The 14,518-nt window shown below is 57.3% G+C and carries 15 protein-coding genes and 1 CRISPR repeat array (1 of these 16 cut by a window edge); of the genes, 9 read left to right on the plus strand and 6 right to left on the minus strand.

What is annotated here, in order from left to right:
- The coding region (locus IPJ12_14550; protein MBK7648326.1) for a hypothetical protein at positions 1–168 on the minus strand (168 nt) is incomplete at its 3' end.
- Positions 169–319: 151 nt separating this feature from the next.
- On the opposite strand from IPJ12_14550, the gene IPJ12_14555 reads away from it, so the two are divergent.
- A complete protein-coding gene (locus tag IPJ12_14555) occupies positions 320–2,155 on the plus strand; it encodes a GGDEF domain-containing protein (GenBank protein ID MBK7648327.1) in 1,836 nt (611 codons plus the stop codon).
- 121 nt (positions 2,156–2,276) lie between these two features.
- Here IPJ12_14555 and IPJ12_14560 read toward each other — a convergent pair whose 3' ends face one another.
- From IPJ12_14560 to rpiA, 4 genes are all read right to left on the minus strand, one after another.
- Complete coding sequence (locus tag IPJ12_14560; protein MBK7648328.1) at positions 2,277–3,302, minus strand: patatin-like phospholipase family protein; 1,026 nt, start codon at positions 3,300–3,302, stop codon at positions 2,277–2,279.
- Between the two features lie 48 nt (positions 3,303–3,350).
- Complete coding sequence (locus IPJ12_14565; GenBank protein ID MBK7648329.1) at positions 3,351–4,127, minus strand: DUF4239 domain-containing protein; 777 nt, start codon at positions 4,125–4,127, stop codon at positions 3,351–3,353.
- A 150-nt stretch (positions 4,128–4,277) separates the two neighbouring features.
- Positions 4,278–4,841, minus strand: a complete 564-nt coding sequence (locus tag IPJ12_14570; protein ID MBK7648330.1) for a hypothetical protein — start codon at positions 4,839–4,841, stop codon at positions 4,278–4,280.
- 174 nt (positions 4,842–5,015) lie between these two features.
- Entirely contained in the window at positions 5,016–5,684 is a 669-nt protein-coding gene (rpiA, locus tag IPJ12_14575) for a ribose-5-phosphate isomerase RpiA (protein MBK7648331.1), read from the minus strand.
- A gap of 127 nt (positions 5,685–5,811) precedes the next feature.
- On the opposite strand from rpiA, the gene IPJ12_14580 reads away from it, so the two are divergent.
- The 8 genes from IPJ12_14580 (at position 5,812) to phoR (ending at position 12,985) form a co-directional block, all read left to right on the plus strand.
- Positions 5,812–6,390, plus strand: coding sequence for a hypothetical protein (locus IPJ12_14580; GenBank protein ID MBK7648332.1), 579 nt, complete (start codon positions 5,812–5,814; stop codon positions 6,388–6,390).
- A 124-nt stretch (positions 6,391–6,514) separates the two neighbouring features.
- A complete protein-coding gene (gene pstS, locus IPJ12_14585) occupies positions 6,515–7,561 on the plus strand; it encodes a phosphate ABC transporter substrate-binding protein PstS (protein ID MBK7648333.1) in 1,047 nt (348 codons plus the stop codon).
- A 114-nt stretch (positions 7,562–7,675) separates the two neighbouring features.
- Positions 7,676–8,629: a phosphate ABC transporter permease PstC gene (gene pstC, locus IPJ12_14590; GenBank protein ID MBK7648334.1), complete on the plus strand. Its 954-nt coding sequence runs from the start codon at positions 7,676–7,678 to the stop codon at positions 8,627–8,629.
- A gap of 10 nt (positions 8,630–8,639) precedes the next feature.
- On the plus strand, positions 8,640–9,482 hold the full coding sequence (gene pstA / locus IPJ12_14595; protein ID MBK7648335.1) for a phosphate ABC transporter permease PstA: 843 nt from the start codon (positions 8,640–8,642) through the stop codon (positions 9,480–9,482).
- A gap of 11 nt (positions 9,483–9,493) precedes the next feature.
- Positions 9,494–10,303 carry a phosphate ABC transporter ATP-binding protein PstB gene (gene pstB / locus IPJ12_14600; GenBank protein MBK7648336.1) on the plus strand — a complete coding sequence of 270 codons (810 nt, stop codon included), beginning with the start codon at positions 9,494–9,496 and terminating at the stop codon, positions 10,301–10,303.
- Positions 10,304–10,315: 12 nt separating this feature from the next.
- Positions 10,316–11,005 (plus strand): phosphate signaling complex protein PhoU, encoded by a 690-nt coding sequence (gene phoU, locus IPJ12_14605; GenBank protein MBK7648337.1) that lies wholly within the window; start codon positions 10,316–10,318, stop codon positions 11,003–11,005.
- On the plus strand, positions 11,002–11,688 hold the full coding sequence (gene phoB, locus IPJ12_14610; GenBank protein MBK7648338.1) for a phosphate regulon transcriptional regulator PhoB: 687 nt from the start codon (positions 11,002–11,004) through the stop codon (positions 11,686–11,688). Before phoU ends, phoB begins: the two co-directional genes overlap by 4 nt.
- Positions 11,689–11,692: 4 nt before the next feature.
- Complete coding sequence (gene phoR, locus IPJ12_14615; protein MBK7648339.1) at positions 11,693–12,985, plus strand: phosphate regulon sensor histidine kinase PhoR; 1,293 nt, start codon at positions 11,693–11,695, stop codon at positions 12,983–12,985.
- Positions 12,986–12,998: 13 nt separating this feature from the next.
- Here phoR and IPJ12_14620 read toward each other — a convergent pair whose 3' ends face one another.
- Positions 12,999–13,478 (minus strand): bacteriohemerythrin, encoded by a 480-nt coding sequence (locus IPJ12_14620; protein ID MBK7648340.1) that lies wholly within the window; start codon positions 13,476–13,478, stop codon positions 12,999–13,001.
- Positions 13,479–13,668: 190 nt separating this feature from the next.
- Positions 13,669–14,518: direct repeats of the CRISPR family, unit length 36 nt; unit sequence GTTGTAGCTCCCTCTCTCACCCCGGAAGGCTACAAT; it runs 122 nt beyond the window's last position.

Consider the following 14,518-nt stretch of genomic DNA (forward strand, 5'->3'; position numbering starts at 1 on the left):
TATGTCGGATTGCTGTTTGCCAAATTCGTCGCGTTCGCGGCGCGTCCGCGTGGCCGCCTCGATGCTGCGCAGACAGCGCCAGCGATAGCCTTGGCGGGTCGGGAAAAGACGCATCACATTTTTGTCGTGATGGACGCGGCAGCAATAGCAAAACACTGTTTCGGTCATCGCAAGCTCGGGAGTTGAAGATGGGATGTAGCTTGTGCCCGCGATATTTCGGGAAGATGACGGAAATCGTTGGTGCTGACGGCCTTGTGTGTCATCGCGATGAAATAACTGCTTTTTAAACTGGCTAGATTGTTACTTTGGATTCAGCCTGATGAACGTCCTGGACGATGATGCAGTGGTGGAACTCCGGCGGATCATGGCCGAGGGTTTCCTGTTTCCTGTTTTTCAGCCGATCCTGGATTTTCGGGTACGCGCTGTTCTGGGTTACGAATCGCTGATTCGCGGGCCGGAAAGCAGCAAGCTGCATTGGCCGGTCAATCTCTTCGCGACAGCCGCCCGGCATGGCCTGACGCAGGATCTGGAGCATGCCTGCCGCGAAGCCAGTCTGCGCGCCTTTGCTGCGCAGCGTCTGCCGGGCCGATTATTCCTGAACGTCACGCCAGGCTGTTTGCTGGATGATCGCCTGATGAACGGCCACACCCGCGCCTTGCTCGGTGAGCTCGCCATCGCGCCAAACCGGATCGTCCTGGAGCTGACCGAAAACCAGCAGATCACGGACATGCCGGGCATTCAGGAGGCCTTGCTGCATTACCGTGGGCGCGGCTTCCAGATCGCTATCGACGATCTTGGCGAGGGCTTCGCCAACCTGCGCATGTGGTCCGAGTTGCGGCCGGAGTTCGTCAAGATCGACAAGCATTTCATCAACGGCATTGCCGATGACCGCATCAAGTTTCATTTTGCGCGCGCCATGCAGGATCTGGCGGAGATCTGCAATGCTTCGCTGGTCGCCGAAGGGATTGAACGCAGCGAAGATTTCATTTGCATTCGTGACATGGGTATTGCCTGTGGCCAGGGGTATTTCATCGCCCGGCCTGAAACCCGGCCGATTCGCCAGCTGACGGTGCAAACCCTGACTGCGCTCGACCAGCAGTCGCCGGCGTTGTCGCCGCTGACCGGCGGGCCGGGGCGCCTGCCAACGGCCCGCAGCCTGGCACGGCCGATTGATCCGGTGCCGGCCAATGCCACCAATGAATCGGTGTTTGCCCGCTTCGAGTCCGATCCCGGTCTGGATGTTCTGCCGGTGGTGCAGGGCGGGCAGCCGGTCGGCATGATCAACCGGCACAGCATGATCGACCGTTTTGCCCGACCTTTTCGCAAGGAGTTGTTCGGCCGCAAGAGCTGCGAACTTTTCATGGATCATGCACCGCTCATCGTTGACCAGCACGCCACCATTCAGGAGCTGGCGATGATGTTGTCGCTGGCGCCCAAGCATTATCTTTTCGACGGTTTTGTGGTCACCGCTGACGGCAAATATCTGGGTGTTGGCAGCAGCCACGATCTGATGGCCAAGATTACCGAAATGCAGATCAGCGCGGCGCGCTACGCCAATCCCCTGACCCAGTTGCCAGGAAATGTGCCGATCAATGAACACGTCGACCGCATGCTGGAGGGGTCAGATCCCTTCGTCGCCGCCTATATCGACATCGATAACTTCAAGCCCTACAACGATGCGTTTGGCTACCGGCGTGGCGACGACGTGATCCAGATTCTGGCCAGATTGATCTGCGACGCCAGTGATGAGCGGATGGATTTCGTCGGCCACATTGGCGGCGATGACTTTTTCGTGGTTTTTCGCAGCGGCGACTGGGAAATGCGCTGCTGGCAGATGATCAGTACCTTTGCCGAGGCGATGGGCAACTTGCTCGGCGTCGAGGAGCGCTTGCGCGGCGGCTACATGGCCGAGAACCGGCGTGGCGAATTCGGCTTCCAGGCCTTGCCGACGCTTTCCATCGGTGCCGTCAGGCTCGTGCAGGGCGATTGCGAATCGCACCGCGAAGTGGCCGCAGCCGCTTCAGCAGCAAAAAAACAGGCCAAGAAAAGGGCCAGGAATGCGGCCAACGAGCCGCTGGGCGGCAGCCTGTTCGTCGAACGTCGCCGGGTGGGAAGCTTCGACACGTCTCAGTCATTCGGGCGGGTATTCAACTGACGGCGCCTGTTTTCGGGCATTTCCACGGTCAACCGGAAAAAACCGCCGAAATTGAAAATTCAGACGCCCGTCAAACGGCGAGTCATTTGAAGCGCTCTTGGCGCGTCGTCGAAATCCTGATTCAGTAGAAGAGTTTTCCCAGGTCGAGACTGGCCTGCTGGCCGACACTGCTTCGATTTTCTGCCATCCATTGCCAGGCATGTTCGCGGCCGCTGTCGCGCAGCCGTTCGAAGAATGGCAGGTTGACCGTCAACTTGCTGCCGGGCGGCAAGTCGCCGAGCAGGCTGTCGGCGGTAATGGCGTGAAAGCGCAAGGCTTCTATTCGGCGTTCAAAACCGCTGCCCGGTAGCCATTTTGGCCACCAGGTGCCGCCGACTGCTTCACGCAGGTGGGCGAACATCCGCATTTCACGCAGGAACGTGGCGTTGAAGGACAGTTCGAGCAGGCGCTGGCGGATGTCCGCTGCCGAATCCGGCGTCTCGGCGTAGCGCAGCGGGGTGAGCAAAATGAGCAGAATGTCCGCCGATGTGCATTGGTAGACCAGCGGGAAAACCGCCGGATTGGCACTGTAGCCACCGTCCCAATAAGGTTCGCCGTCAATGATGATGCTGCGGTGGATGGTCGGCAGGCATGCCGAAGCAAGCAGGGCGTCGACCGTCAACTCATCGTCGCGGAATATGCGCAGCTTGCCGGAGTTGGCGTGGGTGGCCGCGATGAAAAGTTTCACCGGGCACTCACGGCGCAATCGGGTGAAGTCAAACTGCTCTGCCAGAATATCGCGCAAGGGATTCAGGTCGAAGGGGTTGAGTTGCTCGGGACTCAAATGATTGGTCCATTGCAGCATCAGTTTCATTGCCTGCGCCATGCCGTGGTTATTTTCGCCACCGGACGAGAATGGTGCGCTGGCGGCGACACTGGTCCAGAAATTATTCAGCGTTTCGCGCGCGCCGTCCCGGCCACCGGTCATCAGGCCGTGGCCGAGGCAGAGCGCGTTCATCGCGCCGGCGCTGGTGCCGCTGATGCCTTCGAAATTGTATTGGCCATCTTCCAGCAGGGCGTCGAGCACGCCCCAGGTAAACGCGCCATGGGCACCACCGCCCTGCAAGGCGAGGTTGATAAGGTCTGGATCGACTTTACGGGAGAGCATCTGCGGTCAACCCCAAAAATTGCCCAAAAATGAAATTTTCATATGGACTTAATGTCGTTTGACAACGGCATCGATGATGGGCGCCGGCGTCACCGAGGTAGGCTGCTGGAACGGGTTGCCCTGAATCAGCACAATCGCCGCCGTCGGCGCCGCCGCAAGGGCAAAGAGAATGACCGCGACCATCGCCGCACGCGGTTTGTCGAGATGTACGACAGAAATCGACAGCAGGGTCAGGAAGCCGAGAAAAGCCATGCCCAGCCACTTGAGCGGATTGACATGGGTCTGGGTCAGGCTGATGCGCAGGTCGCGCTCGTCGCGGATTTCGACGGCTTTGCGCAGCATCAGTGCCTGCACGCTATTACTGGTGCCGGCCGCGATTGTCGGACTGGCGAGCAGGTTGAGCAGGGCGTCAGCGAGGGCTGCCACTTCCGTGCTTGACTGACGGGCCGCCAGCATGGGCCATTCCCCGGCACTGGCTTGCCCATAGTGGGAGACGGCATCGAGCACTTCGCCGCGCGCCGGTTCAGCCAGTTGCTGTGACAGAACGACAATGCTGCGCAATGAGTCCGCTTCTTTGAAAACGGCATTCATCGCCCGATCATGGGCGCTCCAGGTGTCGTTGGCGAGAAAGGCAAGCGTCAGGCCGAAGAGTACGCCGATGATATTGATGAATGGCGGTGCCACACCCTGCAGCGAGGCCAGCCAGGCCGAATGGCGCGGCCGGTTGAGGACCCACTGGATGCAGGCAACGGCGGCGAATGTGCCGGCTAAGGCCATGAAAGCGTAGCCGTAGTGATCGTAATTGTGCCAGTTGCTTTGGGGCATGTTTCGTAAATCCGGTTATGACATCAACCACGGAGTCTGGGCGATGGCAGCGCTCCGCGTCAATCGTCACCCCGACATACGATAAAAAAAGCCCGGCAGAACCGGGCAAAATGGAGAGAAACACTCGCTCGTAAAGGCGGCGGGTGCTAATCAGGCCGGCAATTTACGCTTTACCTGGCGTTTGCGTGGCGCCGGCTTGCTTTCGGCAATGCCTGTTGTGACTTGCTGAACTTCCCGTTCGGCCAGGTCAATCGTCTGGATCGCTGCGTCACTCATGCCATGCAGCGTCTGTTCGGCGCCTTCCAGAGTGGTTTTCATTGCTTTCAATGCCAACTCTGCTTCCCAGGGGCTTGTTTTGGTCGCGCGGCGCAGCGCGGCAAAGGCCATTTCGTCGAAGACACACGCCTGGGCTTCAGCGCTGCGGATCATCGCCTTGTGGACTTCGCTGATGATTTCCAGGGCTTGTTCCAGCATCCGGGCCGCGCGAGTGGCGTTGTCTATCCAGAGCGTGCTGGTGATGTCGGGTGGCGATGCCAGTCGGGACTGGTCCAGGCTCGACAGCTGCTTGCCACCGTACTCGATGGCTTCTCGCCCAGCTGTGGACAGGAGTTCGGAAAGGCGCTGACTCGCGTTGAAATAGGTCGCAGACAGGCTGAGAAAATTGCTTAGCGCGTGTTCGCGGCTATGGGCAATTTCGTGGGCAGACAAAAACATGGCGCGCTCCCGGTGACGTTGGAGCGCACTAGATTAGCGCTTTGTTGTGACGAAATAATGACGCAATCGAATTGCGATGGGCTCGTTGATCATCGGCCCGGTGTTCCATGCAGACACATTGAAACTGGCCACGGATAACGCAGCCAGTTTGTTGTGCGGTCTGAAGAAAACCATTTAGCGGATCGTCCTGACCCCGTCGGCGGTGCCGAGCAGCAGCAGGTTGGCCGGGCGTAATGCGAACAGGCCGTTGGTGACAACGCCGGTGATCTGGTTGATTTTTGCTTCCAGCGCCTTTGGATCGGTGATGCTCAGGCCCTTGACGTCGAGAATCAGGTTGCCGTTGTCGGTGATAAAGCCTTCGCGGAGCACCGGGGTGCCGCCAAGTTTGGCCAGTTCGCGGGCGACATGGGCGCAGGCCATGGGAATCACCTCAACCGGCAGCGGGAATTTGCCCATGGTGTCGACCAGTTTGGACCCATCGCAAATACAGACGAATGTCCGGGCGACCGCGGCGACAATTTTCTCGCGCGTAAGCGCGCCGCCTCCGCCCTTGATCATGTTGAGGCCGGCATCGATTTCGTCGGCTCCATCCACGTACACCGGGATGTCGTCCACTTCATTGAGGTCGAAAACCGTGATGCCATGGCCTTCCAGCCGTTTGCGCGTGGCTTCGGAGCTGGCAACGGCACCTTTGTATCGGTCTTTCAGCGGGGCCAGTGCATCGATAAAGAAATTCGCCGTGGACCCGGTGCCGACCCCAATGATGCTGCCGGCGGGGGCGGTTTGTGCGACATAGTCGGCGGCGGCCTGTGCGACTGCCTGCTTGAGTTCGTCCTGGGTCATGGCTTGCTCCTGAAAGGGTTGGTGCGCATTTTAACCGCGCTTCGGAGCTTGAAAACGGTCATGAAAACTTAACCTAACGATGGATTCATATTCGCTAAACTGGCCATGCTGTTTAATGGAGAGAATAATGAGTCAAAAAATCAAGAATGCGCCGGCTGCCAAGGCAGTATCAAGGGCAAAACTGCCAAAAAAGCTGGTGCCGCGCACGGCGCCCAGCGCCATGCCAACATCGGATGCAGAGATACAGACCGGCACTGTGTCAGTTGCGCCTGAGGCAGCCTCTGTGGCGGCCATTGCACCAAAGCTTTCAGCAAACGTCCCAACCGCCAAGGCCGCTCCGGCCAAACGTGCGCGCAAGGTGAGTCAGGTTGAAGAAACCGTAGCCAAGCATCAGAAGGAGCTCGCCGATGCCTTGGTCATGGCGCAGGCGATAAATTACGATCAGCCCAAGGTGGCGAAGGCAGTGGCGGCCAAGCCTGCTAAGGCCAGGAAGGTGAAGCTGGTTCGTGACAGCTATGCCATGCCTGAAAGCGAGTATGCCCAAATTGGCGCCCTCAAGAAACGCCTTGCTGCGCTCGGCAACGAGGTCAAGAAGAGCGAATTGCTGCGCGGCGGAATTGTCGCACTGGTCACACTGGATGATGCGGCACTGAAAGAAATGATGGCGCGGGTCGAGCGTATCAAGACTGGGCGGCCAGCCAAATAAGGTCTTTCTTTGGGAGGGAAACGGGCGCCGAGGCGTCCGTTTTTTTGTAACGGCTATTGTCATCGCACTGTAATAAATGCGCCGTAGACTGTGCTGGCTCTTACAACTCACCCGAGGACACGACATGTCGCAATCCCGTATTTTCCGCGCCACGATACTGGCTATTTCCATTGGTTCTATGGCTGGTTCCGTCATGGCTGCTGAAATTACCGGTGCTGGTGCATCCTTTCCCGCACCGATCTACGCCAAGTGGGCTGAAGCCTATCAAAAGGCTACCGGCAACAAAATGAACTATCAGTCCATCGGTTCTGGTGGCGGCATCAAGCAGATCAACGCCAAGACCGTTGATTTTGGTGCCTCGGACATGCCGCTAACGCCGGAAGTCCTCGAGAAAAGTGGTTTGATGCAGTTCCCGACCGTGATCGGCGGCGAAGTGCTGGTTTTCAACGTTGCAGGTATCAAGTCCGGTGAGTTGCGCCTGACGCCAACCGTGTTGGCCGATATTTACCTGGGCAAGATCGTCAAGTGGAATGACAAGGCAATTGCCGAACTGAATCCGAAGCTGGCGCTGCCGGATCAGGCCATTGCTGTTGTTCGTCGCGCTGACGGCTCGGGCACCACCTTCATCTTCACCAACTACCTGTCCAAGGTCAGCCCGGAATGGAAGAGCAAGGTTGGCGAAGGTACGGCAGTGCAGTGGCCGGTTGGTTTGGGTGGCAAGGGTAACGAAGGTGTTTCCGCATTCGTCCAGCGCATTCCGGGTTCCATTGGTTATGTTGAGTACGCCTACGCACTTGAAAACAAGATGCCCTACGCCATGCTGCAAAATGCTGATGGCGCATGGCCGGTTCCGAACGAAGCCAGCTTCAAGGCAGCGGCTGCTCATGCTGACTGGAACAAGGCAAAGTTCTACGAAATCCTGACCAACGAACCGGGCAAGGATTCCTGGCCGATCACCGGCGCTACCTTTATCCTGATACACAAGGTTCAGGACAAGCCGGCTCAAGCCGTCGAAGTGCTGAAGTTCTTCGAGTGGTCCTACAAGAATGGTGACGCTCTGGCTTCCAAGCTGAATTACGTTCCGTTGCCGGACAGCCTTGTTAAGTCGATTTCTGCGGCTTGGGGCGAAGTGAAGGACGCTTCTGGCAAGCCGGTAGTTTCCGCTAAATAATCTAGAATAATAAAAACTCGGGCTTGACCCGATGCGACCTTCGCCGACTGGTGGAGGTCGCTCTTTTCGTGTCGGCGATGGATGTTTTATCCGTCGGACTGACCATTAACGGACATGGCCATGAGCGCATCACACACAAAAGGCAAACTCGGTGACTGGGTGTTCTTCAACCTGACCCGAATCTTTGCGATCATTACGCTTGCCCTGTTGGTGGGTATTGTCATCTCGCTCACCTGGAGTGCGATGCCATCAATTACCAAATTCGGATTTGGCTTTCTGACCAGCTCGGAGTGGAATCCCCCGGCCGAGCGTTTCGGTGCGCTGGTGCCGATGTATGGCACGATTGTCACCTCGCTGATCGCACTGGTTGTTGCCTTGCCAATCAGTTTCGGCATTGCCTTGTTTCTGACCGAACTTTCACCGGGCTGGCTGCGTCGTCCGCTAGGCATCGCCATTGAACTGCTCGCCGGTATTCCCAGTATCGTTTATGGTATTTGGGGCTTGCTGGTCTTCGCGCCCATTTTTGGCGAGTACGTTCAACCCTTCCTCGCCAACACGCTGGGCCGCCTGCCCTTGATTGGCTCGTTGTTCAGCGGTGCGCCGCTCGGTATCGGCATTCTCGCGGCTGGCATCATTCTGGCCATCATGATCATCCCCTTTGTGACCTCGGTGATGCGCGATGTTTTCGAGCTCGTGCCGCCGATGTACAAGGAGTCGTGCTACGGACTGGGCGGTACAACCTGGGAGGTGGTCTGGAAAGTGGTGCTGCCCTATACCCGGGTTGGTGTCATTGGTGGCGTCATGCTCGGACTGGGGCGTGCGCTCGGCGAGACGATGGCAGTGACGTTTGTTATCGGTAATGCCAGCCTGCTGTCCAATTTCTCGCTTTTCCTGCCGGGTAACAGTATTACGTCGGCGCTGGCCAACGAGTTTGGCGAAGCTACGCCGGGTCTTTACACCTCAGCGCTGATCGAATTGGGCCTGATCCTTTTCGTGATTACTTTCATCGTTCTCTCGATGTCCAAACTGTTGCTGCTCTCGCTTGAGAAGCAGAGCGGCAAACAATAAGGTCCGGACCATGAATCTGCGTACCCAACGAAAAATTATCAACGCCATTGCGATGGTCCTGTCGCTTGCCGCCATGGTTTTCGGCCTGTTCTGGCTGATCTGGATCCTGTGGATGGTGTTCGCGCAGGGCGTTAGTTCGCTGTCATGGACACTGCTGACAGAAAACACGCCGCCGCCGGGCAGTGCCGGTGGTTTGAAAAATGCCATTGTCGGCAGTGCCATCATGGTCGGTCTGGCTATGCTGATGGCCACGCCGGTGGCCATCATGGCCGGCATTTACCTGGCCGAATACGGCCGCCGTACATGGCTTGGCCAGATCACACGCTTCGTCAACGATATCCTGCTGTCGGCGCCGTCTATCGTCATCGGTCTTTTTGTCTATGCGGTCTATGTGGCCCAGGTCGGCAAATTCTCTGGTTTTTCCGGGGCGGTGGCACTAGCCCTGCTTGTTATTCCAGTCGTTGTCCGAACAACCGAGGACATGCTTATTCTTGTGCCCAACGCGCTGCGTGAAGCCGCATTTGCGCTGGGAGCGCCGAAGTGGAAGGTGATCATGATGATCTCCTTGCGTGCCGCAAAGACGGGGGTGATCACCGGTATTCTGCTGGCTTTGGCACGGATTTCAGGTGAGACCGCGCCGTTGCTGTTCACCGCACTCTCCAACCAGTTCTGGAGCGTTGATCTCGGTGAGCCAATGGCGAATCTGCCGGTGACCATTTTCAAATTTGCGATGAGTCCGTTTGCTGACTGGCAGGGACTCGCCTGGGCCGGGGTCTTCATCATCACCCTGACTGTCTTGGTGCTGAACATCCTCGCTCGAGTTGTGTTCCGCAAGACTGCCGCCCAGCACTAACCTAATTTACGATGAAATTGCACCGGGACAACTCAATGATGCCTGTCGAAAAACCACTCCAAGAAATGATCTCGCAGATCAGTATCCGGAATCTCAATTTTTACTATGGCAAGGCGATTGCCCTGAAGGGCATCAACCTCGAAGTCTACAAAGGCAAAGTGACAGCCTTCATCGGCCCGTCCGGTTGCGGAAAATCGACCCTGCTGCGCACCATCAACCGGATGTACGACCTTTATCCCGGACAGCATGCTGACGGCGAACTGATCGTTGATGGAAAGAATATTCTCGAAAAGGGTGTAGATACCATCGAGTTGAGGGCCAAGGTCGGCATGGTCTTCCAGAAGCCCACTCCTTTCCCGATGTCGATTTATGACAACATCGCTTTTGGCGTCCGCATGCATGAAAGGCTGACCCGTAACCAGATGGATGACCGGGTTGAATGGGCCTTGACCAAGGCGGCGCTATGGGGTGAGGTGAAGGACAAGCTGAACCAGCCGGGTACTGGCCTGTCTGGCGGTCAGCAGCAACGTCTGTGCATTGCGCGTGGCGTGGCGGTCAAACCCCAGGTGCTACTTCTTGACGAACCGACATCGGCGCTTGATCCGATCTCGACGATGCGGATTGAAGAGCTGATTCACGAATTGAAGGCAGATTTCACCATTGCCATCGTGACTCACAACATGCAGCAGGCAGCGCGGGTGTCCGACTACACTGCTTATATGTATCTTGGTGAGTTGGTCGAGTTTGGCAAGACCGACGAGATATTCATCAAGCCGCAGGACAAGCGCACAGAAGACTACATCACCGGCCGTATGGGCTAACCAGGAAAAATAATGAACGCGACAAACCACGTTTCCAGCCAGTTCGACGAAGACTTGAGTGGCCTGCGTACTCATGTCCTGCAAATGGGTGGCCTGGTCGAGACACAGATTTCAGCGGCCATCGATGCCTACACGACTGGTGAGATCGCCAGTGTCAAGACCATCGTTGAAACCGATCGTAAAGTTAACGAACTCGAAAAAGCGATTGACGACGATTGCGCCCACATCATCGCGAAGCGCCAGCCGACTGCCTCTGACCTGCGTCTGGTCCTGGGGATCAGCAAAATTGTCACCGACCTGGAGCGCGCCGGCGACGAAGCGAAAAAAATTGCCAAGGGTGTTCGCCGAATTTACGAAAACGGCCATTTCCCGGTCCAGTACGGTATCGGCATCCGCCATATCGCCGAAGCCGCTCTCGTCATGGTTCGTCAGGCGCTGGATGCCTTTGCGCGGCTGGATTCTGACCAGGCAAACGCGGTGATCCGGGCCGATATCGATGTCGATGTCGAGTTCAAGTCAATCATTCGCCAGCTGATTACCCACATGATGGAAGACCCCCGCACCATTACCACGGCCATCGATATCATCTGGATTGCTCGCGCTATCGAGCGGATCGGTGATCATGCCAAGAACATTTCCGAGCAGGTGATTTTCATCAGCGAAGGGCGCGACATTCGTCATTCCAAAGAGGCGAACAAGTGACACCGACCATTCTGGTGGTGGAGGATGAGCCGGCCATTCAGGAGCTAGTCACCATCAATCTGAAGCACGCCGGATTTCTGGTCGTTCGCGCCAGCAGTGCAGAAGAAGCCGACTCCGCTATTCGGGCCGCCTTGCCGGACCTGATCGTCCTCGACTGGATGCTGCCAGGGCAGTCGGGCGTGGCCTTGGCCAAAAAAATTCGTGGCGACGAGCGTACCCGCGAATTGCCGATCATCATGCTGACGGCCCGCGTTCATGAAGAAGACAAGGTTCAAGGCCTGGAGGCCGGTGCGGATGACTATGTAACCAAACCGTTTTCTCCAAAAGAGCTTGTGGCTCGCGTCCGTGCGGTATTGCGCCGGCGCTCGCCACACCTTGCCGGCGAAGCAGTTGAAATCGGCACGCTGGCGCTCAATCCGGCCACCCATCGCGTGCTGGCCAGCGGCCAGCCGATTGAACTGGGGCCGACAGAGTTTCGCCTGCTGTTTTTCTTCATGACCCATGCGGAACGTGTCTACACGCGAGCCCAGTTGCTCGACGAGGTATGGGGCGACCATGTGTTCATCGAGGAAAGAACAGTCGATGTCCATATCCGCCGTTTGCGGGCGGCACTGGAGGGGTCCGGCAACCATGAACGGGTCGAAACCGTTCGTGGTACGGGGTATCGCTTCCGGGGAGCATAACCGGGTGACTACCCATCTTTTTCAGGCCTTGCTCTACGCCTTGCTGACGGCTGCAATCGCGGTGCCCGTTGGTTATTTCTCGGGTGCCGGCGCCGGGTGGATGATCTTCTGCCTGGGTCTAGTGCTGCAAATGGCCTTTCACTTTCGCAACTTTGCCCGTCTTGAACGCTGGACGCAGGCGCCGGTCGTCGATGACACGCTGGAAGGACAGGGCGCGTGGAATGGCATCTTTGGTCGTCTCTACCGGCACGAAAAGGAGCTGCGCACCCGTATCGCCGAGCGGGAGGGTGAGATTGCGCTCCTCACGGCGGCTGGCCAGGCCCTGACCGATGGCGTGGTACTACTCGATAGCCACGGCCACATCCTGTTCTGCAACACCATGGCAGAGTCGCAACTCGGACTGGTGATACGCACGGATCGCGGCCAACATATCTCCAACCTCGTCCGGCAACCGGAGTTCGTGAGTTATCTGGAAGCCGGGGAATTCGAACGCCCCTTGTCGCTACGCTCTGAACGTCGCGATGACCGGGTCTATTCGGTCCACGTCATTCCTTACGGCAACAATCGGCGACTCATGCAGATCAAGGACGTCACGCAGACGGACCGTCTCGACCGAATGCGACGCGATTTCGTCGCTAACGTCTCGCACGAGTTGCGCACGCCATTGACGGTGTTGTCCGGCTTTCTGGAGACCTTGCAGGAGTTCGATGTCGAACCCGACGAGCGGAAGCGCTATTTTGACATGATGACCGAGCAGTCCAAGCGCATGCAGTCAATTGTTCAGGACTTGCTGACCCTGTCTTCCATCGAGTCGGCGCCGCCGCCTGAAAACGATGTCGTCGACATGGTGAGTATGGTCAAGAAGCTGCAGCGTGATGCCGAAGCCTTGTCGGGCGGTCGTCATCAGATAGTTGTTGAAACCGATGGCAAGGGTGACTTGCGTGGTTCCGAACCTGAACTGGTCAGCGCCTTTGGTAACCTGGTTTCCAACGCCGTGCGATACACGCCGGAGGGAGGCACGATTCGCATCGGCTGGAAAGCAGGCAAGCAGGGGGGCGAGTTCTCGGTTCAGGATACCGGCATCGGTATCGAAGCCAGCCATATCCCGCGACTGACCGAGCGCTTCTATCGCGTGGACCGCGGTCGTTCCCGCGACGCTGGCGGAACGGGCCTTGGACTGGCGATCGTCAAGCATTCGCTCAATCGCCACCAGGGACAGCTCGATATCAGCAGCACGCCCGGTGTCGGTAGCCGCTTTGCCGCCAAATTCCCGGCCAATCGGGTAGCCGGGGTTTGATCAGTCGCCGGACCTAGCGAAAGAAACGACCCAGCAAGCCGCTGATGAAACCCCGGCTGGCTTGCTTTTCTTCCGGTACAGCGGCTGCACCCGCTGGGTCGCCCATCATCACCTTCACCGTATCTGCGTAATCGCGGTCTTCGTTGGCAATGTGATTCAGCAGCCATTTCGACAGCATCGAGTGCAACTCGTCGGCGATATCCTCGCCCCGCGCCGAACGCAGTGTGAAGTCAGTCACCCGTCGGATAAAGAGTTCATGCACCTTCTTGTGCGGCTTCAGAAACTTGTACCCGGCCTCGGCCAACATTTCTTCCTCAAAGCCGAAATGCGACTGCGTGTAATCGATCAGCTGCTCGATCACATCGTTGACCATCCGCTTGTCCAGCTTCATCTTGGCGACTTCGAGATCATTGATGTACTCGACAATGCGTCGATGCTGCGCATCGATCACATCGATTCCGGTATCCAGCTTGCTTTCCCAGATGATGGGCATGGCGAGGCTCCTGACAATTCTGTTGGGCAGGAGAGTAAATAGTACTTTTGGCCTAACACTGTTGACGTGTGTCAATCGAATGTGACGTTGCGGCGGCCAAGTGTGAATTTCTGGCACATGTATGCAGCAACAAGAGTTTTCAATTTTGGCCAAATTTTCCGGTTGACCGCAGCAGGGTTCCAGCTTCCGCTGTTGTAGCTCCCTCTCTCACCCCGGAAGGCTACAATCCCTTCTGCCCTCAAATAACCGTCAATCCAGTGTTGTAGCTCCCTCTCTCACCCCGGAAGGCTACAATTCCTGCACGATATTATGCGACGGGGAAAGGGTTGTAGCTCCCTCTCTCACCCCGGAAAGCTACAATCCGCTCAAGCTGCGCAAACACGCGTCCGGTAGTTGTAGCTCCCTCTCTCACCCCGGAAAGCTATAATCCTGGCGACACTGGCGCCACCGTTCAGGTTGTAGCTCCCTCTCTCACCCCGGAAAGCTACAATCCTAAATATACACTTCTCTGATCTGACATGAGTTGTAGCTCCCTCTCTCACCCCGGAAGGCTACAATCCAAAGCACCACCATGAACCAATCCGAACTGAGTTGTAGCTCCCTCTCTCACCCCGGAAGGCTACAATGCGCTTCTGCCCAGATCCTGTTCGACGCCAGTTGTAGCTCCCTCTCTCACCCCGGAAGGCTACAATCCGCGGCATCAAGCAGTTCCGGCCGGGCTTCGGTTGTAGCTCCCTCTCTCACCCCGGAAGGCTACAATCCAATATCGGTTCTGGTTCCCCCGCCAGATCGGTTGTAGCTCCCTCTCTCACCCCGGAAGGCTACAATTTCTTCACTTTACTATAAAGCGAATAACCAGTTGTAGCTCCCTCTCTCACCCCGGAAGGCTACAATACGAAATCAGGATGGCCGCAATCAATCCGAGTTGTAGCTCCCTCTCTCACCCCGGAAGGCTACAATCCGCCTGCTGCGAATACGCTGTTCGCGCAATGGTTGTAGCTCCCTCTCTCACCCCGGAAGGCTACAATCCCATCGCCGGA

It is taken from the genome of Betaproteobacteria bacterium (genome assembly GCA_016709965.1).
Classification (GTDB): Bacteria; Pseudomonadota; Gammaproteobacteria; order Burkholderiales; family Rhodocyclaceae; genus Azonexus; species Azonexus amarohabitans.